The organism is Paraburkholderia sp. (genome assembly GCF_050742655.1).
GTDB lineage: Bacteria > Pseudomonadota > Gammaproteobacteria > Burkholderiales > Burkholderiaceae > Paraburkholderia.
Genome location: NZ_JBOIGG010000016.1, coordinates 102,300 through 124,954, shown reverse-complemented (window position 1 = coordinate 124,954; position 22,655 = coordinate 102,300). Strand labels below are relative to the sequence as shown.

The window sequence follows — 22,655 nt, the reverse complement described above, 5'->3', positions numbered from 1 at the left end:
TTACTGATCGACCCCGACGATCACGCTCGACGCCTTGAAGATCGCCGACGCCGTCTTACCCGCCGCAAGACCCAGACGGTCGACGCTTTCGTTCGTGATGATCGCGGCGATCTGCGCACCGCTGGGCGCCGCGATGACGACCTCCGCGTTGACCGCGCCCTTTGTCACCGAGGTAACCGTACCGGCGATGCGGTTGCGTGCCGAAACGGCGGCGCTGTCGGCGTCCACCATCACGATCACCGACGATGCCTTGACGAGCGCGAACGCTGGCTTGCCGGCCGCGAGCCCGAGCGACGTCGCGCTGCCGTGCGTGATCACGGCGACGATGTCGAGATTGTTGTCAGTGCGCAGCGAAATCTCGTCGTTGACGGCGCCTGCCTTGACCTCGGTGACTACACCGATGAAATGATTACGTGCACTGGTTCGCATGTTTGTCTCCGCGAGCGAGACCCAGCGTCGATGCACGGGTCCGGGTTGATGGGTCTATTGAATGCAGTCAGGCCCAGAGTGTACCGCCTCATCGTCACCCGAGCGTTCGCCAGAGCGGACACACCGGCTCAACCGGAATTCAAACAGACGCCTCGCTGACGCGCGGGGCAACACTCCTGCGCTCCTCGACCATCGCTTCAATCAACGCAGCCAGGTCATCCGCTGCGGGGTCGTGATTGACCGACGACCGGTGCAATTCAAGATCGGCCGGAGGCAACGGCGGCAAGCCGTCCTGAGGCCCCAGCACGCGCCAGCTGTCGGGCAGCGTACAGCGATCGATGATCGTGACCGCCGCGGCATGATTCACCGCGACCTTGATCCCCGTTGGACTCTGACTCGTGTACACGACCTGGTAGGGCCGCTCGACCGCGGCAAGCGCCTCGAGCCCTCGCTGCCGGTAACAGCAGGTCTCGGGAAACAGCGCGAGCGGCACGGGGGCATCGGGCGCCAGCACGAAGTCGCGGTGGGCCGCCCACACCACTTCCTCACGCCCCAGATGTCGTCCGCTGGTCTGCGATCCATGCCGTACCACCAGCGCGAGATCCAGCTCGCCCGCCTGAAGCCGCTCCAGTAATTCAAGCGACATCCGGCAATGAATATGCGGCCGTGCGCCGGGACGCAGCGCGTAAAACTTCTTGAGCAACTCCGGCAGCCACAGTTCGGCGTAGTCCTCGGGCAAACCAAAACGGATCACACCGTCGCTATTGCTCCGGTTCAGTGCGGCGATCGCTTCGTTTTGCACCTGAATGATGCGACGCGCGTGGATCAGAAAATTCTCGCCGTCCCGCGATAGTGCAAGCCGTCGGCTATTGCGCAGAAACATGTGCGTGTCGAGCCGCTCCTCGAGCGTGCGGATTCGCAGGCTGATGGTCGACTGCGTACGGTGCAGCAGCCGGGCGGCCGCAGTGAACCCGCCACTGTCGACGACAGCGACGAAGGCATGCACCAGTTCGGGATCCAGAGCACTCAGTTTCGACCAATCGGGTCCGCTGATGGAAGCCATCGGAATTACTCGCTTTCCAAGAAAATTTGGCGAACGAAACATGGGGGCGTCAGTGCAGTAATTGTTGTCGAAAACAATTCGCTCCACAAACCAGTCAGTCCCCTCATTGGAGTTCTCCGTGTCAGTCAGTCTTCCTCTCGCCGATGCCGAATGCAACGATTTGAGCGACGTTGTCGATACTGAGCGCTATCCGCTGCACGATCCGGACCACCCGCGTATGCGCGAGCTGATCGCGAACTGCCGCGCTCATCTGGCGGGCAACGGTAGCGCGGTCCTGCATGGATTCCTGCGCCCGGAAGCGCTGGTCAAGGCGCGTGCCGAAGGTGTGGCGCTAGCCGCTAAAACTTACTTCTCCACACGCAAGGTCAATGCCTACTTCACGGCCGACGATCCTTCGCTGCCTACCGACGATCCGCGCCGCGTCTTTATGGACCGCACCAGCGGGTTCGTGACCCGCGACGTGATTCCAGCCGATGCGATCGTGCACCGCCTCTACGTCGCGCACGCGATGAAACGCTTCGTCGCCGCGTGCCTCGGCGAAGAGCGCGTGTGGGAATACGCCGATCCCTATGCGGGGCTCGTGCAGAACGTCATGCCGCCCGGCACCCAGCAGCCGTGGCACTACGACACCAACGAATTCATCGTCTCGATGATGACGCAGCAGCCGGACGCTGGCGGTGACTTCGAGTATTGCCCGAATATCCGCTCGCCCGAGGGCGAGAACTATGGCGACGTGGGGAGCGTGGTGCGCGGCGAGACGCGCGCGCCGATCAATGTGATCACGCTGCAGCCGGGCGATCTACAACTGTTCAAGGGGCGTTTTTCGCTGCATCGCGTGACGCAGGTGCAAGGCTCGATCGATCGGCACACCGCGATCTTTGCGTACTCGAAAAACCCCGGCGTGATCGGTCGTCTTGAACGCACGCGTCAACTGTACGGGCGCGTGTCCGAGATGCATCTGGAAGCCGAGCAACGCCTCGTGCGCGCCGACGATCTGGTCGACTGAACCTGTTTTCTCATACCAACATCCTCCCCACAAAACCATGACGATTATTCGCCCGACTCATCGACCGGAAGATTGCGAACCGACTGCGCAGGAGATCGCGCAGATTCAGCGTGACCGGCTCGCCGCCGTGCGTCGCGAACTGAAAAAGCGCGACTTGACCGCTGCCGTTCTGTTCGATCCCACGCATATGCGCTATGCCACCGGATCGCGCAACATGCAGGTCTACTCGATGCGCAATCCCGCGCGCTATGTGTTCGTGCCGGCCGAGGGCAAGGTGGTGCTGTTTGAATATGCGGGTTGCGATTTCCTCGCCGACGGCCTCGATACGGTCGACGAAGTCCGCCCGGCCACCGCGATTTCCTATTACTTCTGCGACGACATGCTGGGCCGCGTCACCGAACGCTGGGCCGACGAGATCGACGAGCTGGTGAAGCAATGCGGCGGCGGCAAGCGCATCGCGATCGAGAGCGCCACGTCGGCAGCGGCATTCGCGTTGCAGGCACGCGGCTATCAGGTCAGCGACGCGCAGGAACCACTTGAACGTGCGCGGGCCATCAAGGTGCCTAACGAGATCAAGATGATCCGCTCGTCGTTGCGTGCCGCCGAAGAGGGCGTGCGCAAGCTCGAAGCGGCGCTCGTGCCCGGCATCAGCGAAAACGAGCTGTGGTCGCATCTGCATAAACACATCATCGAAACCGATGGCGACTACGTGGAAACGCGTTTGATCAGCTCCGGTCCGCGGACCAATCCGTGGTTCCAGGAGAGCAGCCCGCGCAAGATCCAGACGGGCGAACTGGTGGGACTCGACACCGACGTAGTGGGGCGCTTCGGCTACTACGCCGATTTCTCGCGCACGTTCCTGTGCGGCGACACGCCCGCCACGACTGCGCAAAAAACGCTCTACACGCTGGCTTACGAGCAGGTGCATTCGAACATGGAAAACGTGCGGGCCGGCACGACGTTTCAGGAGTTCATCGCCAGGGCCTGGAAAATCCCCGGGCCGTATCAGGCACGCCGCTATTTCGCGCTGGCCCACGGTGTCGGCATGACGGGCGAATACCCGTACATCGTCCATCGCGAGGATAACGAGGCAAAAGGCTACGACGGTGTGATCGAGCCCGGCATGACGCTGTGCATCGAAAGCTATATCGGACACGAGGACGGCGGCGAAGGCGTCAAGCTCGAGGAGCAGGTCTACGTACGCGACGACGGCCGTGTCGAACTGCTCTCCGACTATCCGTTCGAAAAACGCCTGCTCGCCTGAGCACACCGCCTGCCGGTTCAAACGCATTTCAATGCTCAAAGGGTGACGACGATGCAATTCAGACAACGCTGGGCGATGCTGTGCGCCGCCGCCCTCGCCTTGAGCGGCAGTGCCGCGCATGCGGCGGATAGCTGGTGCGCTCAGGGCAAGACCGTGCATTTCGCGGGCATCACGTGGGAAAGCGGTTCGTTCGCGACCGAGGTGCTGCGCCAGATCCTCGAAAAAGGCTATGGCTGCAAGACCGATGTCGTGCCGGGCAGCACGGCTGCGACGGAAACAGCGCTCGCGCACAACGACGTTCAGGTGTGGGCCGAACAATGGACCGGTCGCAGTGAAATCACCGCGCGAGCGGTCGCCTCGGGTAGCGTCAAACTGGTTGGCGATACGTTGCCGGGTGGCACGAAAGAAGGCTGGTTCGTGCCCGAGTACGTCGTGAAGGGCGACCCGAAGCGCGGGATCAAACCGGTGGCGCCAGGTCTCGTTTCGGTCGCGGATCTGCCGAAGTACAAAAGCGTGTTCGCCGACGACGAGGAACCGGACAAGGGCCGCTTTCTCAACTGCCCCACGGGTTGGGACTGCGAACGCGTCAACACACGTTTGCTGAAAGTGCTCAACCTCGATGCGAGCTACACGAATTTCCATCCGGGCACGGGCGCCGCGCTCGATGCGGCGATCGCGTCGGCCTACCAGCGCGGTGCGCCGATCGTCTTCTATTACTGGGGACCGGCCGCGCTGATGGCGAAGTACAAGTTCGTCGCGCTGAAGATGCCGGCTTACAACGACGCCTGCTGGAAGACCTTGCGCGACGAGAGCAGCACGTCGCAATGCGCATCGTCCTACATGGTTTCGCGGGTCACCGTGGGCGTATCGACGCCGTTTTACGACGCCGATCCGCAACTCATGTCGATGCTCGGCAAGGTCAGTTTTCCGATGGACTTCCTCAACGAAACCATCCTCGAGATGAGTGCGAAGAAGCTCGACGGTTCGGCGATGGCGACGCAGTTCCTGCGTGAACATCCGGAGATGTGGAAGCAGTGGGTCCCCGCGGACGTCGCGTCGAAAGTACAGGCGGGCCTGGCGGGCGCGTAACCCGCAGTGGAGGGTTGATCGTGAATTCGTTCTTTTTGCATCTTTCGATTGCCGACTGGGTGAACGATGCCGTGCAGTCGTTCGTCGGCCGCTACGGCGACGGCTTTCACCAGTTCAGCATCGTGCTTCTGCGAAACGTGCTGGTGCCGCTGGAAAGCGCACTGCGCGCGATGCCGCCCTGGCTGGTTCTGCTCGCAGTGGGCGCGATCACGTGGAATGCGACGCGGCGCCTCAGCATCGCAGCGTTCTTCATGCTGCTGCTCTATGGAATTGGCTGCTTCGGCCTGTGGGAGAAGCTGATGCAGACGCTTGCGCTGATGCTCGTCGCAACCGTGCTGTCCGTGTCGCTTGGCGTGCCGCTCGGGATTCTGAGTTCATCCAGTGCGTGGCTGCGGCGCATGCTGCTGCCGACGCTCGACGTGATGCAGACGCTGCCGAGCTTCGTTTATCTGATCCCGGTACTGATGCTGTTCGGGCTCGGCAAGGTGCCGGCGATTTTCGCGACGATCATCTATGCGCTGCCGCCACTGATCCGGATGACCGATCTCGGCATCCGCCACGTGGACACCGAAGTGGTTGAGGCGGCGCGCGCGTTCGGCACCACGCGCATGCAACTGCTGTTCAACGTGCAGCTACCGCTCGCGCGACCGAGCATCATGGCCGGTATCAACCAGACGACGATGATGGCGTTGTCGATGGTGGTGATCGCCTCGATGATCGGTTCGCGTGGACTGGGCGAAGACGTGCTGGCCGGTATTCAGACGCTCGACGTCGGCAAGGGCATGCAGGCGGGCCTCGCGATCGTGATTCTCGCGATCGTGATCGACCGGATCAGTCAGGGCTATGGTCAGGATCGTCGTGCGCGACGTCTTTTGGCGCAGCGCCGGAAGGCGAAGGCGGCTTCGCGGATTCCTTATCGCGTGAAGCGCGCGGAGGCGGTTCAGGACGAAGCGCCTGACGCAGTCCTCGAAACGCGTGCTGCGAAGTAACCCGAAAGACATGGGACCAGAGTAAGCGCTGAAGCGCTAACTCTGGTCGACAGGAGAACGACATGGCCGCGATTGAAGTCAACCACGTGTACAAACTGTTCGGGCCGTCCGCCAATCATGCGCGTGTGCTGGATCTGTTGCGCAACGGCCAGGGCAAAGCCGATGTCCTTGCGCAGACCGGTTGCAACGTCGGTCTGAACGACATCAGCCTGAAGATCGGTTCGGGCGAGATCTTCGTCATCATGGGGCTGTCGGGTTCCGGCAAATCGACGCTGGTGCGACACTTCAACCGGCTGATCGAACCGACCGCCGGCGAGATCGCGATCGACGGATCCGACATCATCGGGCTCGGTGCGCACGGCTTGCGCGATTTACGTCGCAACAAGGTCAGCATGGTGTTCCAGAGCTTCGGTCTGCTGCCGCATCGAACCGTGCTCGACAACACCGCGTACGCGTTGAGTGTGCGCGGCGAAGGCAAGTCGGAGGCGCATGCGAAAGCGCAGGTCTGGCTAGGCAAGGTGGGCCTGAACGGCTATGACGGGCACTATCCGGATGAGCTGTCGGGCGGGATGCGTCAGCGTGTCGGTCTCGCTCGCGCGCTTGTCGCGGACACGGACGTGCTGCTGATGGACGAAGCGTTTTCCGCGCTCGACCCGCTGATTCGCACGGAAATGCAGGACCAGTTGCTGTACCTGCAGTCCACGATGAAAAAGACCATCGTGTTCGTCACACACGATCTCGACGAGGCGCTGCGGATCGGCAATCGCATCGCCATTCTGCGCGACGGCAAACTGATCCAGCAAGGCACGCCCGACGAAATCCTGACGCGCCCCGCGGACGACTACGTGAAGCGCTTTGTCGAGCGCACCGCTTCGCGTCATTGATGCGGTTCATTTTTTCCCGCTACGCCCCGAGCAACACCCCAGTACGAATCGGTCTCGCCCCCGTCACGCGACCCAGCGGTGCACCCGCGGTCGCGAAGCGGATTGCGCGACGCATGTAGAACACGCCGTCGGTGTGGCTGTGCAGCGTCGTCGTTTCGTCGGTGAGCGGATCGACGATGTCGAACAGCGGATCGCCCGCGCGGATCGTGTCGCCGATCTGCGCGCGATGCACGACGATGCCGCTTACCGGCGCATAGAACTGCTCGCTGCCCGCAAGAGGCGTCGCGGGCGCGCGCAACGGCGGCAGCGGTTTTGCTTCTCCGCGGATCGCGCCGCGTGCACGCAGGAATTCGACGATCGCGTCGGCGTCCTGCTGCGCGATTTCATAGGCCACATCGCGCTGGCCACGGCATTCGATCGTCGTCGCGATGATGCCGGTCGCAAGCGGTGTGCTGTCCGGCAGCGGCTGCTGAAGCGCCCACCAGCACAGGCTGTGCGCTTCGTCGAAGGCCTGGCCGCCGGAATCGGTCGCGAGCAACGACGCTTCCGCGCCGAGATAGCGCGCAAGCGGTTCGAACTCGGGCCACGCCGCTTCGCTCGTGTACAGATGCATCGCTGCTTCGAGCGAGCAGTGCAGATCGATCACGACGTCCGCGTCGAACGACAGCGTCAGCAGTGCGAGCTGCAGCGATTCGAATTCGGTTAGCGGCTTTTGTGCGGCGAGCCCGCTGCGCAATGCGTCGCGCACCATCGCCTTGTTTTCCTGCGCGTCGCTGCCGAAGCGCGTGGCGACATCGCCCGCGAGCTTCGCGAGATCGATGAAATGCCGGTTGAAATTCTTCCCGCTACCGAGTTCGAAGCGACCGATGAACTGGCCGAGCGCATGCTGCGACAGTCCAACCGGATTGGCGACCGGCACGAGCACGATTTCCGAGGCGAGCGCGCCTTCGGCTTCGAGCGCGGCGAGGCGCCGGCGCAGCAGCACGGCCGTCAGCATCGCGGGGGTTTCGTCGGCGTGCAGCGACGCCTGGATGTAGATTTTCTGGCTATCGGTCTGGCCACGCGCGGTCTCGCCGAAATGAAAACTGGTGAGTTCGCGGCGCGTGCCGACGGCAGGCGACAGAAGCGGAGTGACGTGTTGGCGCATGAGAGAACCCGAAAAAAGAAGATGCAGGACCGCCTGGTTGCTTACTCGCCGTACGGATCGAAGTCGAAATAGCGGTGCGCGATGCGCGCATACGTACCGTCCTGGCGCATCGCGGCGATCGCTGCGTCGAGTGAGGCCTTCAGTGTGGCGTCGTCCTTGCGCAGACCGATCCCGGTGCCGTGATCGCCCATCGACAGTTGCGGTCCGACGAACGCGAAGCCCTTGCCGCCGGGCGTGCGCAGGAAGCCGTAGTCGGCTTCGACCCAGCCGAGCAACGCGCCGTCCAGACGACCGTTGCGCAGGTCCTCGAACACCTGGTCCTGGCTCTTGTACGCGATTACCTGTGCGCCTGCGGAGGTCCAGTGCGCGAGCCCGTACGTCTCGAACTGCGTGCCCGTCTGCACACCGATCCGCTTGCCCGCGAGTGCCGTCGAATCGGCGGCGAGCGGTGAACCCTGCCGCGCGACGAGCTGCGACTTGAACTGGAACAGCTTCGACGAGAACGCGATGGTCTGCATACGCTTGTCGGTGATCGCCATCGACGACAGGATCGCGTCGATCTTGCGCGCCTGCAGCGCGGGGATCATCCCCGAGAACTCCAGCTCGACCCATTTGCATTTCGCGTGAATGCGGCGGCAGATCTCGTTACCGAGATCGACGTCGAAACCTTGCAAACTGCCGTCGGGCGCTTTCGAATCCATCGGCGGATAGGTGGGATCGATGCCGAGGCGCACTTCGCTGGGGTCGCGCGCGAATGCGCCCTGGCCGATACCGAGCGCAAGCAATGCAAACAGCGCGAATAGATGTTTTTTCATGAGGTCTCCGGGGAAGCGGACGTGGCGGCGAATGCGCCAGGCCGCGCGCAGGCAAAGTGCAAATAAGCGCACATGGTAGAGCGGACACATATCGGCCCGAAGTCTCCTTCGGACTATCATGTTCACTTTTTCCGATCGCGGGGTCGCCATGTCGCTCACGCTCTCCCAGTTGCGCGCGTTCGTCGCGGTGGCCGAACGCGGCAGCATCCGCGCGGCCGCGCGTGCGCTCGACACCGCGCAGAGCGGGCTGACGCAGCAGCTACAGAGCCTCGAACAGACGCTCGGCGCGACGCTGTTCACGCGCACGAACCGCGGCATCGCGCTGACGCCGTTCGGCGAACGGCTAATGCTGCGCGCGGGCGCGATTCTTCGCGAGTGCGAGCGCACCGAGCGCGAGATGGCACAGCTGCGCGGCGAATCCGGCGGCGTGGTGTCGCTCGGCGTGACGACCGAACCGCTGATCGACACGTTCGCCCCCGTGCTGATGCAGTTTCGCGCGCGCTTCGACAACGTCGCGGTGCATCTGATGGGCGGCACGTCGCGCGCGATGATCGCGTGGATTCGCGACGGCACGCTCGATTTCGCGGTCGGCCTCGTGTCGGCGAGTACCGACGTGAGCGATCTCGGGGTGACGGCGCTTTATCCGTCCGATCCGGTCATCGTGTGCCGGCGCGGGCATCCGCTCGCGCACGCGACGTCATTGAGCGAACTCGCCGACTGCCACTGGATCGCGACACGCGCGCCGAAGCAGGCAGGCATGCTGCCGACCAATCGCCTCGTCGATCTGTTCGCCGCGCACGGGCTGCCGCCGCCGAAGATCGTCGCGACGACCGAGGCGGTATTCGACACGCTGCATCTGATCGTCGAAACCGATTGCCTGTCGCTCGAGCCGTCGGTGGTGACGCGGCACCGGCTGTTCGCCGGCGCGCTCGTCGCGGTGCCGATCCGCGAACGGGCCGAGCGTTCGAACGTGTGCGTGCTGCAGCGCGCTGGTGTGCCGCTTACGCCGGCCGCGCAGGAACTGGCCGCGATGATTGCGTCGTATGCGCGCACCGTGCGTCGTGGCGATCCGGATGCAGCGGCCGCCGCGATGAGCGCATCGGCCAGTTAGCGCGGCTGTGCGGCAAGCGCTAGCGTCAGTTTGAGGCGCCCCGTCTCGACACCCATCGTATTGCGCATCGGCGGCGCACGGTACACATCGAGCGCCGCACGCTGGGTGGGCGTACCGATGTCGAGTTGCGCGAGCAGTTCAGCGACGAGCGCGTACAGCACCGTCTGATTGCCATCCTCGACTTTCACTGCGATGCCGAGCGCGCCGCGCGCACCGTGCCGCGCGGTCTGCGGCGACGCGCGCACGCCGATCGCATAGCTGCCTGCGGCACCGACCTTGCCGACGAGCGCGCCATCGAAGGCCCGCATCAGCGCGGTGCAGAAACGATGTTCGCCGGCGACCAGTTCCGGGTAGGTGGTCATCGCGCGGTAGATGCGTGCGAGGGCTGCTGTGCGCGCATCCACCGCGTCTTCACGCGCGGTGCGGTCGGCGGCATCGGCGAGCTTCGCGAACAGCCGCGCGAGCCGGTCGAGCGGGAACGCGGGCGTCGGCAGATTGCAGCCGTCGATGCCCCATTGCACGGCGTCGTCGGGCAGATCGCAGACATCGGCGACCGTGTGCTTCACGCGAATCTGCAGCGGATGATCGGGAAGGTGATAATCGGCGATAGCTGCCCCGATCGCCTGCGCGCCCGCGAGCATCCCGGCGTGCTTGCCCGAGCAGTTGCTGCACACCGCGCCCGGCACGAAGTCGCGTTTGATCCACGCACGGTACACGTCGTCGGATATCGGCGGATGGCCGCCGCAGCGCAGGTCGGCTTCGCTCGCGTGCACTTTTTCGAGCATGTGCCGTACGCGCTCCAGATGGCGTTCCTCGCTGCTGTGCGAACCGCACATCAGTGCGAGATCGGCGTCGTCGAAACCGTAGCGCTCCAGCGCGCCGGTCTCGAGCACGGCAAGCGCCTGCGCGGGTTTTGCGGCCGAGCGCGGCAGCGTGACGCGCGACGGATCGCCGAATGCGTACAGCAATGTACCGTCTGCGTCGGTGATGGCGACATGGGCGGCGTGCGTGTTTTCGACTGCATCGCCGCGGTATTCGGTGGCGGCGATCGGTGGAACGGCGGGGGTCATTATCGGTCTCTGGAAGGGGGAGGCATCGGCATTGTACGGGTCGGTCCATTCCATGAGGGCAATCCGCGCACGTGGAATAAACCGGCGCGATCCGGCGTTATCGATAGGTCGCGGCAAGGTCAACGTTCCTCGACCGCCCTGTACAAGCCTGACGAAACCATCCGCTCAACCTTACATCTCGACGACGCAACTCCATGATTCCCGATACCCGAATCGAACTGTCCACGCAGCGGGCCGAGCCCGGCTCCGCGGCGCGCTACACGCGCACGGCGATGCTGCTGCACTGGATCATCGCGGTGCTGATCATCTGCAACGTGGCGTTGGGTCTTTCCGCCGACTGGCTGCCCGACGACTGGGTCCGCCCGGTGATCGACACGCACAAGTCGATCGGCATCACGGTGCTCGGCCTCGCGCTGCTGCGCATTCTGTGGCGCATCAGCCACCGGCCGCCCGAGCTGCCGAACGCGTTTCCGCGCTGGGAAAAGGCCGCGGCACACATCGCGCACGTGCTGCTGTATGCACTGATGATCGGCCTGCCGCTGTCCGGCTGGCTGCACGATTCCGCGTGGAAGGACGCGGCAACGCATCCGATGAGCCTGTACGGTCTGGTGCCCTGGCCGCGGATCGGTTACGTGATGCATCTCGCCCCCGCGCTGAAAGAGACGCTGCACGACCGTTTCGGCGCGCTGCACGCGTGGCTCGGTTATGGACTGTACGCGCTGTTTGCGCTGCATATCGGCGGCGCGCTTAAGCACGAGTGGATCGACCGGCATTCGGTTCTCAAACGCATGACTCCGTGACGCACGCGATGCGTCACGGCGGCCCGCGGTTTCGATGCGCGGCTTCGTACCGATTTAACGAGTGAGCATCTTGAAGACTTCTCTGGAACAGGCGCTGGCGGCCGCATCGCCGCGCATCGTGCCGCGCCCGGTCACGCTGACCGGGCTGCTGATTCACGGCAGCGTCGGCGTGCTGTGGTTGATCCTGTTTGCGCGCGCATTTTTTCTGCACGGCTTGGTGGCCTGGTCCACCGGCCTTGCGTACGTGATCTACGACACGCTGCTGCTCGTGTTCGTCACGCTGAAGGCGCTGCCGCTCGCATACGGCGCACGGCCCCGCAGTGTTGCGCCGGCCGGCGCAACACTGCCTTCGATGGGCGTGCTCGTCGCCGCGCACAACGAGGCATCCGTGCTGCCCATTACGCTGGCCGCGCTGCTACGCCAGGCGCATGGCCCCGCGCAGATCGTCATTGCCGACGACGGCTCGACCGACGGCACCGCCGCGCTGCTCGAACGCGAGTTCGGACTCGTCGCACCGCGCGAAGGCGAATTGAGTGCGCCGAGCACGCGCTATCCGAACCTGTACTGGCTACGCGTCGTGCACGGCGGCAAGGCGCGCGCGTTGAACGCGGCGATGACGCTGATCTCGACGGAAACCGTGATGACCGTCGACGCCGACACGCTGCTCGCCGACGACGCGACCTTCGCGATGCGCAGCGCGTTCGCCGAGCACGCGCGGCTTGTCGCGGCTGCGGGCATTCTCGTGCCGGTGTGCGGCAAGACCGTGTCGGGCCGGTTGTTCCAGTGGTTCCAGACCTACGAGTACATGCGCAATTTCATCTCGCGCTTCGCGTGGATGCGTGCGGACAGCCTGCTGCTGATCTCCGGCGCGTTCGCCGCGTTCAGACGCGATGCACTGCTCGCGGTCGGCGGTTTCGATCCGCAGTGTCTCGTCGAGGATTACGAGCTGATCCACCGGCTGCGCCGCTATTCGATCGATCGCGGACTCGGCTGGGATGTGCGCGTGATCGGCGATGCGCACGCGCGCACCGACGCGCCCGCGACGCTCGGCACGTTCCTGCGGCAGCGGCGCCGCTGGTTCGCGGGCTTCCTGGAGACGCAGTACTGGAACCGCGACATGACCGGCAATGCGCGCTACGGCAAGCTCGGTTTGCTGATGCTGCCGGTCAAGGCATTCGACACGATGCAACCGGTTTATGGGCTCACCGCGGTCGCGCTGCTGTTTGGTTTCGTATTCGGCGGTCACGGTGCGATCGTGCTGTCGATCTTTAGCGTGATCGGTTTGAAGACCGCGCTCGATCTCGCGTTCTATCTGTGGTGCGTGCATCTGTATCGCCGCTGGACTGGCGATCGCTCGAACTCCAGCCTGTGGGCGGCGACCGCCGCCGCGATTACCGAGCCGTTCACGTTCCAGCTGCTGCGTCATACGGGCGCGGTGCTGGGGTGGCTGCATTTTCTGCGCGGCGGGAAGTCGTGGGGGGTGCAGAAGCGGTCGGGGTTGGTGGCGGATGGTGAGTGAGGGCCTTCTTCGCATCACGCACGTCGGCCATCTAACGTGTCGAAAAGAGCCTCTACCATTCTGAGCGAAGCTCCTGCTGGTATTCAAGGCCATCGAGTTTCTTGTCTTTCCACAGCGCGAAAACGTCGACGTCGAGCGCATGTTTGTGCTGCGCGATATACGCGTCGATCGCCTCTCGGATAACAGCTGCCCTGGGGCGCCGTTCCGCTTCTGCGAGTGCAGTCAATTCTTCGACTTGCGCATCCGGCAGGTCGACCAGAATTCGACTCATCATCTTCTCCGCATCACGGCATACATGGCATATATCATGCGGCATGTTGGCACCAATACGCTTGCTGGAGCAAGTCGCTGGAGAGACAAAATCATGCAAGGCGATCGCCATTGACGCGCGCACTTTTCATCTGCAGCCGCAACCGGTTGCGTAGCCCCACGGCAGAAGAAGTATTCGCAAGCTGGCCCGGCATCGAAACCGATTCCGCGGGCCTTGCCCCCGATGCCGTGACGATCGTCTCCGCCGATCAAGTCGCATGGGCGGAGATCATCTTCGTGATGGAGCGGGCACACAAGGTGAAGCTGTCGAAAAAATTCGGCACGCACCTGAAGGACAAACGAATAGTCTGTCTGGATATTCCCGACAGGTACGCGTTCATGCAGCCCGAACTCATCGCGCTGCTGGAGCAAAAAGCTGGACGGTTTTTGCGGTCTTGAGCGAAGCGGCTTAAGCGACAGTCGACGCAGCCTCTACTTACCCAGCTCGTGTCCAATAATGCCGCCAGCCACTGCGCCGCCGACAGTTCCCACTGCGCTGTGGTTCGTGGCTTCATTCCCGATGACGCCGCCGGCTGCCGCACCGCCCAGCGTGCAGCCGCTGGCGACGCATAGCAGCAGCGCCGCGGCGCTCACGCGAATCGTTCGGAAGACAAAGCGACCTGTGCCATTACCGTTATTAATACAGATGCGATGCGTCATGACGTACTCCAAAAGCTCGATACCATCGAATCAGCAAACGGCGTGCCGCGCCGCCCCGCGTTGACCGTGTCAGCCGATAACAATTCGGCACTCATTGAATAGCCGATCGTCCCGATGTCGCATGCCGTACCGCATCGCGGCACCGCGGTTTGCCTGTGTCGGCACCGCTTGCTAGACTCCGATCGCGATCCGCCTGCGCCCACATTCGCGGCGCTTCCTGTCGGACTGACCACGGAGACTTCATGACTTACATGCTGCTCATCGTCGAACCCGCCGAACAGCGGAACGAGCGCACCGAGGAGGAAGGGCGCGCCCTGTACGACCGCATGCTCGGCTTTGCCGCGGATCTCAAGTCGCGCGGCGTGCTGATCGACGCGCAGTCGCTCGCGTCGACGAAACGCGCGGCGCGGCTGCAGGTGCGCGGCGGCGAGCGTCGGCTCGTCGACGGCCCGTTCGCCGAGGCCAAGGAAATGGTCGGCGGCTTCTTCCTGCTCGACTGCACAACCCGAGAAGAAGCGCTCGAATACGCCGCCGCGTGCCCGGCCGCGCAGTGGTGCACTGTCGAAGTCCGCGAAACCGCGCCCTGCTACGAGTAATCGCTGCGCTCGCTTGACCAGCGGCATCGATCGATCTCGGTATTTTCCCTGGGTACGCGCCAGTCATGTCGATTCGCCCGGGCGCCGTTCGTCGTGCGGGTAAGAGGCCGAGAACGGCTTCTTACCCAATACGGCCCACACCGAACGGAGAGAGTGCGATGCGATTCATGATCATGGTCAAGGCGAATGCGACGAGCGAAGCCGGCGGTATGCCCCCCGAAGAACTGCTCGCCGCGATGACGACCTATCACGAGGAACTGGAGAAGGCCGGCGTGCTGCTCGACGCCACCGGCCTGCATCCGAGCGCGAAGGGCTGGCGCATCCGTTACTCGAACGGGCGGCGCACCGTTCTCGACGGGCCGTTCGCCGAGACGAAGGAACTGATCGCCGGCTATACGCTGATCCAGGTGCGCACCCGCGAAGAAGCGCGTGAATGGGCGCGGCGCTTCCCGGCGCCGTTCGGCGAAACCGCGGACGGCGAAATTGAGGTGCGTCAGTTGATGGAACTGGACGACTTAGGGCCGAGCGACGCGGTCGAGCGGTTCCGCCAGATCGAAGCGGCCCGCTGAACGTCACGCGCTGATCGCACAAGGAACGTTTCATCATGCATCGACAAATCTACGTCAATCTCGCCGTCGACGATCTGAGCCGGTCGAAGGCCTTCTTCTCGCATCTCGGCTTCGAATTCGAGCCGAGATTCACCAACGATCAGGGTGCCTGCATGATCGTCGGCGAAAACATCTACGCGATGCTGCTCATCAAGCCGTTCTTCCAGAGCTTCTCGCACAAGCCGCTGTGCGATGCGTCGAAGAGTATCGAGGCGCTGATGTGCCTGTCGTGCGACAGCCGTGCGCAGGTGGACCGGCTGGTCACGAAGGCGGTGGCCGCGGGCGGTACGGCGACGCGTCAGCCGCAGGACTACGGCTTCATGTACGAGCACGGCTTCGAGGATGTCGACGGACACATCTGGCAGTTGATCCACCTCGATCCCGACGCGTCGGGCGCGGCTTCCTGAGGCCGGCCGTGTCGACGGCTGCGACTCATCGTGCGATCGAAGCGGTCTGGCGCATCGAAGCCGCGAAGGTCATCGCGCACGTCGCGCGCATCGTGCGCGACGTCGGGGTGGCAGAGGAGCTGGCGCAGGACGCGCTCGTCGCCGCGCTCGAACATTGGCCCGACGAGGGCGTGCCCGACAACCCGGGAGCGTGGCTGATGGCGACCGCGAAAAACCGCGCGCTCGACCGTCTGCGGCTCGACGCGCTGCAGGCGCGCAAACGCGAAGCGATCGGTCTCGACATGGATGCGCTCGAAGCGCACCTCGTGCCCGACTTCGTCGATGCGCTCGACGCTGCGCGCGAAGACGACATCGGCGACGACCTGCTGCGGCTCGTGTTCACCGCATGCCACCCGGTGCTATCGACCGACGCGCGCGTCGCACTAACGCTGCGTCTGCTCGGCGGCCTCACCACCGACGAGATCGCGCGCGGCTTCCTCGTACCCGAGCCGACCATCGCGCAGCGCATCGTGCGCGCGAAGCGCACATTGTCCGCCGCGAAGGTGCCGTTCGAAGTGCCGCAGGCGGACGCGCGCGCAGTGCGTCTCGCGTCGGTGCTCGAGGTGATCTACCTGATCTTCAACGAAGGCTATTCGGCGACCGCCGGCGACGACTGGATGCGCCCCGCGCTGTGCGAAGAAGCGCTGCGGCTCGGTCGCGTGCTGGCCGGCCTCGTGCCCGATGAAAGCGAGGTGCACGGGCTCGTCGCGCTGATGGAAATTCAGGCGTCGCGTACGCATGCGCGTGTCGACGCGCAGGGCCGTCCGGTGCTGCTGCTCGATCAGGACCGCGGCCGCTGGGATCCGCTGCTGATCCGTCGCGGACTCGTGGCGCTCGAACGCTCACAGGCGCTCGGCGGCGCGAGCGGACCGTACGCGCTGCAGGCGGCGCTGGCCGCGTGCCATGGGCGGGCGCGTACCGCTGCGGACACCGACTGGGTGCAGATCGTCGCGCTGTACGACGCGCTCGCGGAAGTCGCGCCGTCGCCGGTCGTCGAGCTGAACCGCGCGGTCGCGGTGGGGATGGCGTTCGGTCCGGCGGCTGGACTCGAGATCGTCGATGAGCTGGCCGCCGACCCGGCGCTCACGCATTACCACTGGCTGCCGAGCGTGCGCGGCGATCTGCTCGCGAAGTTAGGGCGGACCGACGAGGCGCGCGCCGAGTTCGAACGCGCCGCGGCGATGACGCGTAACGCGCGCGAGCGGGAGTTGTTGCTTGAGAGAGCGAGGGAGGCGGGAGGGCACGCCTGAGCGGGTGCTCCGGAAAGGGCAACAGGAAGGCAGCGCCCGGGCAGCGGACGCGCGCGGCGCTTTCGCTGCGACAGTTCTGGAGCGCAATGCCGGAGCCGCTGGAGTGTAACGACGCATCATGCACGGGAGCTGCGAGCGTGCACGCGATGCCCTCATGCACGCAGCGCTTATCGCAGAACCTGTCGCGGCACCGGCGGCTGGAACGGCAGATCGCGGGGCGGCGGCTCCTTCGGCGGCTCGAACGGCTCTTTCGGCGGCGTGCTCGACGTCATGCGTGCGGGGTTGCGGGCAGCGTGGTTCATGTTCGTGGCCTCCTGCTGTCGACCAGAGTTGGCGCTTTAGCGCTTACTCTGGTCCCATGCGCTTACTCTGGTCCCATGCAACATAGTGGCTGTCAATGCTTCTTGTGGGTCGGTGTCGGTGCGTGAACGTACCCGGTCGGCGGGCACCAGAAAACGTACCGGTCCTGCACGACGGGCGGCATGCTGCGGATGTCGACCGGTGCGGTGATTCTGATGTCCTGCGGCTTTTCGAAGTTCGTCTTGTTCAACCCGCCGAAATAGAACAGACCAAACACCACGACGGTCAGGATGGCCTCGACGAAAATCAGTTTGTTGATTCTCGCGATGTTCTTCGCGCGCTGATCGTTGATGCCGGCGTTGGTCTTCTGCGAATTCAAATAGTATTTGACCAGCAGTTTTTTGACTTCGCCGTCGGACGTCTTTCCGGCCGTCTCCTGAGGGTATTTTACGATCAGGTCGTCCCACTGCTTTTCGTATTCGACGAGTTCGAGCGAAGCGGGCAGGGTCTTGTAGGCGTCTTTCTGAAAGAACAGACCCGCGGAGGATCTGAAAAAGAAGGCGCCGGAAAGAGCGAGCAACGCGAACGTCACAAGCAGCAACGCGAAGAACACGTAGTCGAGCGTGTGGAACGCATGCCCGGTGTCGACGTTGCTGACGAGGAAACTGATCGCGCCGATCAGCGCAGTGGCGAGCGTGAACGATGCCTGGAGCCGCGTGTCGATCTTGTCGCGCATGTCCAGTTCGCGCCAGTGCGTGCTTTCGTACAGGTCTTCCGAAGTCAGCATGCCGCCTCCATAACGGTACCTGTCGCGAAAGGTCTTGTCGGACTCTAGCCGCGCAGCCGTCTCATTATAGTAAGCGGCCTTCGATCGCATATCGATCGAAACCCCTGGCGAGCGGTATTCAAAAGCAATTACTTGCGACCGGCTGCGTCTTGCTCTTTCCGGGAGTGGACGAAAGGCGGCACATCGCTTGTCGATCGCCGATCGCTAAATCGGCGAGCCTCGCCGCGCCGAACGGCCGACCCCGATTCTGTGCAACTGCGCGACGCGACGCACCTTGGCGGTGCAGCAGGATGTGGCAATAGCGGTGCTGCGCCCCATTGGATGTCACCGGATGCCGCCGCGCATCGGCATGGAAGTTGCGTTGTCTGCCTTGGCGCCTGGTTGTTCCGTCGTCGCAAGCCCTTGTTGGATGGGATTTCGCGATACGACGAAGTGCATGCCCGTCCGTGGACGAGGTAGCATGAGTGAGTTCAGGATCGGGCGAGCATCATGACTGACCGGCATGCGCCGTTGTGCTGCAACGACAACGCAACGGCAACGCACGCCGCCCCGATCGGAACCGCGTCGAGCGAGCGATGGCGAGTGCAACCAGGAGATGACGAGCTACCGCTCCGGCATGCACCTCAGAGGGAAGACCGGTTATGACGCAAGCATTCTTCAACGAGATGTTCGAACGCTCCGACATGCGGGCAACCGGATTGCCAGCGTCGGCATTTTCGGGCGCAGGCGATCCGCGTACGCACTATCGCGAGTTCTTCAGCTGGATGTGCGGGCAGAGCGAACGGCAGATCGCGAACAAGCGCGCGGAGGCGGAGCTCAACTTCCAGCGCGTGGGCATCACGTTCGCGGTGTACGGCGCGAAGGACGAAACCGGCGTCGGCACCGAACGCACGATTCCGTTCGACGTGATCCCGCGCATCTTCCCCGCTGCCGAATGGGCCTCACTCGAACGCGGCCTGCGGCAGCGCGTGAATGCGCTGAACCGCTTCATCCACGACATCTATCACGACCAGCGGATCATTCGCGCAGGCGTCATTCCGGCCGCGCAGATCATCGGGAACGCGCAGTACCGGCCCGAGATGCGCGGCGTCGACGTCGTGCGCGACATCTACGCGCACATCGCCGGCATCGATATCGTGCGTGCGGGCGAGGGCGAGTTCTACGTGCTCGAGGACAACCTGCGCGTGCCGTCCGGCGTGTCGTACATGCTCGAGAACCGCAAGATGATGATGCGGCTCTTTCCCGAGCTGTTCTCGCGTCACCGGGTCGCACCGGTCGCGCACTATCCGGACATGCTGCTCGACACGCTGCGCGCGGCGGCGCCCGAAGGCGCTGACAACCCGACCATCGTCGTGCTGACGCCGGGCATGTACAACTCCGCTTACTTCGAGCACGCGTTTCTCGCGCAGCAGATGGGTGTCGAACTGGTCGAAGGCCCGGACCTGTTCGTCGAGAACGACTATCTGTACATGCGCACGACCCAGGGACCGCAGCGCGTCGACGTGATCTACCGGCGCGTCGACGACGACTTCCTCGACCCCGAGGTTTTCCGTCCCGATTCGGCACTCGGCGTCGCGGGGCTGATCGGCGCATATCGCGCAGGGCACGTCACGCTATGCAACGCGGTCGGCACCGGCGTCGCCGACGACAAATCGATCTACCCGTACGTGCCTGACATGGTCCGCTTCTATCTCGGTGAAGAGCCGATCCTGAACAACGTGCCGACGTGGATGTGCCGCAAGCCCGACGACCTGAAGTACGTGCTCGACCATCTGCCTGAACTGGTCGTGAAGGAGACGCACGGCGCCGGCGGCTACGGGATGCTGGTCGGGCCGGCGTCGACGAAGGCGGAGATCGAAGCGTTTCGCGCCGCGCTGATTGCGCAGCCGGATAAATACATCGCGCAGCCCACGCTGTCGCTGTCCACCTGTCCGACGTATGTCGAGGCGGGCATCGCGCCGCGTCACATCGATCTACGGCCGTTCGTGCTGTCGGGCCACGACGTGCGGATGGTGCCCGGCGGCCTGACGCGGGTCGCGCTGCGCGAAGGATCGCTGGTCGTGAATTCGTCGCAGGGCGGCGGTACCAAGGACACCTGGGTGCTGGAGCGCTAGGCCGCCGCGAACGCTGGCCAATCGCGATCCAGTCCACGTCAACAAGCACTATCGGGAGCACCCATGCTAAGCCGCACTGCCGACCATCTCTTCTGGATGGCGCGCTATACCGAGCGTGCCGAGAACACCGCACGGATGCTCGATGCGAACTACCAGATGTCGCTGCTGCCGCAGTCCGACGAATACGCGGAACTCGGCTGGCGCGCGATGCTGTCCATCTCCGAGCTGAGCGGCGTCTACGCGTCCGCACATCAGGGAATGAAAAGCCAGGACGTGATCGAGTTCATGTCGCGCGACCTGTCGAACCCGTCGTCGATCGTCAGTTGCCTGCGCGCGGCGCGCGAAAACGCCCGCGCGGTGCGCGGCTCGACCACTACCGATCTGTGGGAAACGCTGAATACGACGTGGCTCGACTGCCAGCGGCTGCTGCTCGACGGCATCCTCGAGCGCGACCCGTACGAGTTCTTCGAATGGGTCAAGTTTCGCTCGCATCTGTCGCGCGGCGTGCAGCTCGGCACGATGGTGAAAGACGACGCGTTCTACTTCATGCGGCTCGGCACGTTCATCGAGCGTGCGGACAATACCGCGCGGATTCTCGACGTGAAGTTCGCGATGCTCGAACAGCGCGCCGATACGTCCGTGCAGTCACTCGATTACTACCACTGGGCCGCGGTGCTGCGTTCGGTGTCGGGCTTCGAGGTGTACCGCAAGGTGTATCGCGACGTGATTACGCCCGAGCGCGTTGCGGGCCTGCTGATCCTCAACGGCGACTGGCCGCGCTCGCTCGCGGCGAGCATGACGGAGGTCGAGCAGATCGTCGCGCGCGTGACGAACGGGCGCGGACGGGACACGGCGCGGCTCGCCGCGCAGCTGGCGACCGAACTGCGCAGCGGACGCATCGGCGACATTCTCGGCGGCGGCCTGCACGCGTATCTGGTGGATTTTCTCGCGCGCGTCAACGATCTCGCGAGCCGCGTGAGCCGCGATTTCCTCGTGCCGCTCGCGGTCGAGGAGGGAGTGGCCTGACGGCGTCGCGGAGGGTTACGGGGTGGCGGGCGGTTGCGGTTGCATTGCGGGCGCCTGCACCTGCACCTGCACCGGCGCTGTCACCCGTTCACCCGCCGCGATCACCCGATGCACGAAGCGCAGCTTGTCGACGACCGGCGGCGCGAGCGTGAACGGATAGCCGTCCTGCTGTCCGAGACTGCGGTTCAGGCTGTTGAGTACATAGGTCAGCGGAAACCAGCGTTTCATCAGGTTATCGAAGCTGGTTTCCTCGACGGGGGTGTGGTCGGTCAGCGTCGGCTCGTGCGGGCTGTCGGGGACGAGCCAGAGGCCACACGAGACGGCGGTGTCCAGGGTGTCGACGATATGCAGGTAATGAGCCCAGGTTTCCGCCCAGTCTTCCCACGGATGCATCGTCGCGTAGGCGCTGATGGAGCGCGCCGCCCAGTCGGCGGGCGCGCCTTCGCGGTAGTAGCGGTCGAGCGCCTGCGCGTAGTCGGTGCGCTCGTCGCCGAAGCACTTGCGAAACGGTTCGAGCCAGCGTGTGCCGGCAATCAGGCGATCGAAAAAATAATGGCCCGACTCATGACGGAAATGTCCAAGCAGCGTGCGGTACGGCTCGCCGAGCGCGGAACGGGTGCGCTCGCGGTTGGCGTCGTCGGCTTCGGCGATGTCGAGCGTGATGAGTCCGTTGTCGTGTCCGGTCGTCACGCTGGCGCCGCCAGGGTCCGCTTCGAGAAAGCGGAACTGCAGTCCGTACTGCGGATCGGTTTCGCGCGACCGCACCGACAGCCCGAGTGCCGCGAGCGTATAGAGCAGCCGCCGTTTCGCGGTCTCGAGCCGATACCAGTAGAGCCGGTTGTCGGGCGTGGTGAGATTCGGGATCGTGTCCGTCAATTGGCACGAGCGGCACAGCGTGTCCGGCGATTCGTCGGGGATCATCCAGTTGCAGACGTTTTCGACCGCGTAGTTGTGGCACTGCCGGAACAGCGCGCCGTTCGCCTGCGGATCAAGACTGCGCCAGCGACCGTCGCCGGCGTCTTCGAATGCGCTGATCTCGCCGGATTCGGGAACGTAGCCGAGCAGCGCGTCGCAACGCTCGCAGCGGATGTTCTCGAAGAAGACCATCTGGTCGCATCGGTTGCAGTGGAACGTTTTCATTCATTTGACCGGAAAGGGGGAGAGGAGCCGGCGTCGGGTTCGCCGGGTTCACCGGGTTTGCGTATCGACCCGCAAGGTCGTCGCAAGCTTCATGCCGCACCCACGTGTTTTCACACTTGTCATGCTTTTCCCGCGCGACGCAGGCATCATCGGCGGGGGCGCGGCCGCGCGACGCCGGTGATGTAGCCGGGCGCCGCGTCGCGACGGCAGGAATCGCTTATCGCTTTTTTACC

The 22,655-nt window shown here is 64.1% G+C and carries 25 protein-coding genes; 15 read left to right on the top strand and 10 right to left on the bottom strand.

Features of this window, described 5'->3' with window-relative positions; genetic code table 11:
* Both ACREXZ_RS21935 and ACREXZ_RS21930 read right to left on the bottom strand, forming a co-directional pair.
* A complete protein-coding gene (locus tag ACREXZ_RS21935; protein ID WP_431766217.1) occupies positions 1-429 on the bottom strand; it encodes a TOBE domain-containing protein in 429 nt (142 codons plus the stop codon).
* Positions 430-568: 139 nt separating this feature from the next.
* Positions 569-1,492 (bottom strand): LysR substrate-binding domain-containing protein, encoded by a 924-nt coding sequence (locus tag ACREXZ_RS21930; RefSeq protein WP_431766216.1) that lies wholly within the window; start codon positions 1,490-1,492, stop codon positions 569-571.
* Positions 1,493-1,610: 118 nt separating this feature from the next.
* On the opposite strand from ACREXZ_RS21930, the gene ACREXZ_RS21925 reads away from it, so the two are divergent.
* The 5 genes from ACREXZ_RS21925 (at position 1,611) to ACREXZ_RS21905 (ending at position 6,724) form a co-directional block, all read left to right on the top strand.
* Complete coding sequence (locus tag ACREXZ_RS21925) at positions 1,611-2,498, top strand: HalD/BesD family halogenase (protein WP_431766215.1); 888 nt, start codon at positions 1,611-1,613, stop codon at positions 2,496-2,498.
* 37 nt (positions 2,499-2,535) lie between these two features.
* On the top strand, positions 2,536-3,762 hold the full coding sequence (locus ACREXZ_RS21920) for a M24 family metallopeptidase (protein ID WP_431766214.1): 1,227 nt from the start codon (positions 2,536-2,538) through the stop codon (positions 3,760-3,762).
* A gap of 51 nt (positions 3,763-3,813) precedes the next feature.
* Positions 3,814-4,851 carry an ABC transporter substrate-binding protein gene (locus ACREXZ_RS21915; protein ID WP_431766213.1) on the top strand — a complete coding sequence of 346 codons (1,038 nt, stop codon included), beginning with the start codon at positions 3,814-3,816 and terminating at the stop codon, positions 4,849-4,851.
* A 20-nt stretch (positions 4,852-4,871) separates the two neighbouring features.
* Positions 4,872-5,840, top strand: a complete 969-nt coding sequence (locus ACREXZ_RS21910) for an ABC transporter permease (RefSeq protein WP_431766212.1) — start codon at positions 4,872-4,874, stop codon at positions 5,838-5,840.
* Between the two features lie 62 nt (positions 5,841-5,902).
* A complete protein-coding gene (locus ACREXZ_RS21905; RefSeq protein WP_431766211.1) occupies positions 5,903-6,724 on the top strand; it encodes a quaternary amine ABC transporter ATP-binding protein in 822 nt (273 codons plus the stop codon).
* A 19-nt stretch (positions 6,725-6,743) separates the two neighbouring features.
* Here ACREXZ_RS21905 and ACREXZ_RS21900 read toward each other — a convergent pair whose 3' ends face one another.
* Together ACREXZ_RS21900 and ACREXZ_RS21895 are read right to left on the bottom strand one after the other, a co-directional pair.
* Positions 6,744-7,871, bottom strand: a complete 1,128-nt coding sequence (locus ACREXZ_RS21900) for a succinylglutamate desuccinylase (protein ID WP_431766210.1) — start codon at positions 7,869-7,871, stop codon at positions 6,744-6,746.
* A 41-nt stretch (positions 7,872-7,912) separates the two neighbouring features.
* On the bottom strand, positions 7,913-8,686 hold the full coding sequence (locus tag ACREXZ_RS21895; RefSeq protein ID WP_431766209.1) for a transporter substrate-binding domain-containing protein: 774 nt from the start codon (positions 8,684-8,686) through the stop codon (positions 7,913-7,915).
* A 148-nt stretch (positions 8,687-8,834) separates the two neighbouring features.
* Here ACREXZ_RS21895 and ACREXZ_RS21890 point away from each other — a divergent pair, with 148 nt between their 5' ends.
* Positions 8,835-9,797 carry a LysR substrate-binding domain-containing protein gene (locus ACREXZ_RS21890; protein ID WP_431766287.1) on the top strand — a complete coding sequence of 321 codons (963 nt, stop codon included), beginning with the start codon at positions 8,835-8,837 and terminating at the stop codon, positions 9,795-9,797.
* Here ACREXZ_RS21890 and ACREXZ_RS21885 read toward each other — a convergent pair.
* Positions 9,794-10,867: an asparaginase gene (locus tag ACREXZ_RS21885; RefSeq protein WP_431766208.1), complete on the bottom strand. Its 1,074-nt coding sequence runs from the start codon at positions 10,865-10,867 to the stop codon at positions 9,794-9,796. The genes ACREXZ_RS21890 and ACREXZ_RS21885 overlap by 4 nt on opposite strands.
* A 194-nt stretch (positions 10,868-11,061) precedes the next feature.
* Between ACREXZ_RS21885 and ACREXZ_RS21880 the strand changes: the two genes are divergently transcribed.
* Both ACREXZ_RS21880 and ACREXZ_RS21875 read left to right on the top strand, forming a co-directional pair.
* Positions 11,062-11,667 carry a cytochrome b gene (locus tag ACREXZ_RS21880; RefSeq protein ID WP_431766207.1) on the top strand — a complete coding sequence of 202 codons (606 nt, stop codon included), beginning with the start codon at positions 11,062-11,064 and terminating at the stop codon, positions 11,665-11,667.
* A 70-nt stretch (positions 11,668-11,737) separates the two neighbouring features.
* The gene (locus ACREXZ_RS21875; protein WP_431766206.1) at positions 11,738-13,186 is read left to right on the top strand and encodes a glycosyltransferase family 2 protein; all 1,449 of its coding nucleotides are present in this window, start codon (positions 11,738-11,740) and stop codon (positions 13,184-13,186) included.
* Between the two features lie 52 nt (positions 13,187-13,238).
* On the opposite strand, the gene ACREXZ_RS21870 is transcribed toward ACREXZ_RS21875, so the two are convergent.
* Positions 13,239-13,457, bottom strand: a complete 219-nt coding sequence (locus tag ACREXZ_RS21870; RefSeq protein ID WP_431766286.1) for a ribbon-helix-helix protein, CopG family — start codon at positions 13,455-13,457, stop codon at positions 13,239-13,241.
* 110 nt (positions 13,458-13,567) lie between these two features.
* Between ACREXZ_RS21870 and ACREXZ_RS21865 the strand changes: the two genes are divergently transcribed.
* Positions 13,568-13,894 carry a low molecular weight protein tyrosine phosphatase family protein gene (locus ACREXZ_RS21865; protein WP_431766205.1) on the top strand — a complete coding sequence of 109 codons (327 nt, stop codon included), beginning with the start codon at positions 13,568-13,570 and terminating at the stop codon, positions 13,892-13,894.
* A gap of 33 nt (positions 13,895-13,927) precedes the next feature.
* On the opposite strand, the gene ACREXZ_RS21860 is transcribed toward ACREXZ_RS21865, so the two are convergent.
* Positions 13,928-14,095: a glycine zipper 2TM domain-containing protein gene (locus ACREXZ_RS21860; protein WP_431766285.1), complete on the bottom strand. Its 168-nt coding sequence runs from the start codon at positions 14,093-14,095 to the stop codon at positions 13,928-13,930.
* 302 nt (positions 14,096-14,397) lie between these two features.
* Here ACREXZ_RS21860 and ACREXZ_RS21855 point away from each other — a divergent pair, with 302 nt between their 5' ends.
* The 4 genes from ACREXZ_RS21855 to ACREXZ_RS21840 all read left to right on the top strand — a co-directional run bounded on the left by ACREXZ_RS21855 (position 14,398) and on the right by ACREXZ_RS21840 (position 17,055).
* Positions 14,398-14,751, top strand: a complete 354-nt coding sequence (locus tag ACREXZ_RS21855) for a YciI family protein (protein ID WP_431766204.1) — start codon at positions 14,398-14,400, stop codon at positions 14,749-14,751.
* Positions 14,752-14,909: 158 nt separating this feature from the next.
* Positions 14,910-15,320, top strand: a complete 411-nt coding sequence (locus ACREXZ_RS21850) for a YciI family protein (RefSeq protein ID WP_431766203.1) — start codon at positions 14,910-14,912, stop codon at positions 15,318-15,320.
* 35 nt (positions 15,321-15,355) lie between these two features.
* Positions 15,356-15,766: a VOC family protein gene (locus ACREXZ_RS21845; protein WP_431766202.1), complete on the top strand. Its 411-nt coding sequence runs from the start codon at positions 15,356-15,358 to the stop codon at positions 15,764-15,766.
* A gap of 8 nt (positions 15,767-15,774) precedes the next feature.
* Positions 15,775-17,055: an RNA polymerase sigma factor gene (locus tag ACREXZ_RS21840; protein WP_431766201.1), complete on the top strand. Its 1,281-nt coding sequence runs from the start codon at positions 15,775-15,777 to the stop codon at positions 17,053-17,055.
* A 167-nt stretch (positions 17,056-17,222) separates the two neighbouring features.
* Here ACREXZ_RS21840 and ACREXZ_RS21835 read toward each other — a convergent pair whose 3' ends face one another.
* Both ACREXZ_RS21835 and ACREXZ_RS21830 read right to left on the bottom strand, forming a co-directional pair.
* Positions 17,223-17,357 carry a hypothetical protein gene (locus ACREXZ_RS21835; RefSeq protein WP_431766200.1) on the bottom strand — a complete coding sequence of 45 codons (135 nt, stop codon included), beginning with the start codon at positions 17,355-17,357 and terminating at the stop codon, positions 17,223-17,225.
* Positions 17,358-17,449: 92 nt separating this feature from the next.
* Positions 17,450-18,142, bottom strand: coding sequence for a hypothetical protein (locus tag ACREXZ_RS21830; protein WP_431766199.1), 693 nt, complete (start codon positions 18,140-18,142; stop codon positions 17,450-17,452).
* A gap of 641 nt (positions 18,143-18,783) precedes the next feature.
* Between ACREXZ_RS21830 and ACREXZ_RS21825 the strand changes: the two genes are divergently transcribed.
* The gene (locus tag ACREXZ_RS21825) at positions 18,784-20,256 is read left to right on the top strand and encodes a circularly permuted type 2 ATP-grasp protein (protein WP_431766198.1); all 1,473 of its coding nucleotides are present in this window, start codon (positions 18,784-18,786) and stop codon (positions 20,254-20,256) included.
* 63 nt (positions 20,257-20,319) lie between these two features.
* Positions 20,320-21,282 (top strand): alpha-E domain-containing protein, encoded by a 963-nt coding sequence (locus tag ACREXZ_RS21820; RefSeq protein ID WP_431766197.1) that lies wholly within the window; start codon positions 20,320-20,322, stop codon positions 21,280-21,282.
* A 15-nt stretch (positions 21,283-21,297) separates the two neighbouring features.
* Here ACREXZ_RS21820 and ACREXZ_RS21815 read toward each other — a convergent pair whose 3' ends face one another.
* Entirely contained in the window at positions 21,298-22,422 is a 1,125-nt protein-coding gene (locus ACREXZ_RS21815; protein ID WP_431766196.1) for a zinc-binding metallopeptidase family protein, read from the bottom strand.
* Between the last annotated feature and the right edge of the window lie 233 nt (positions 22,423-22,655).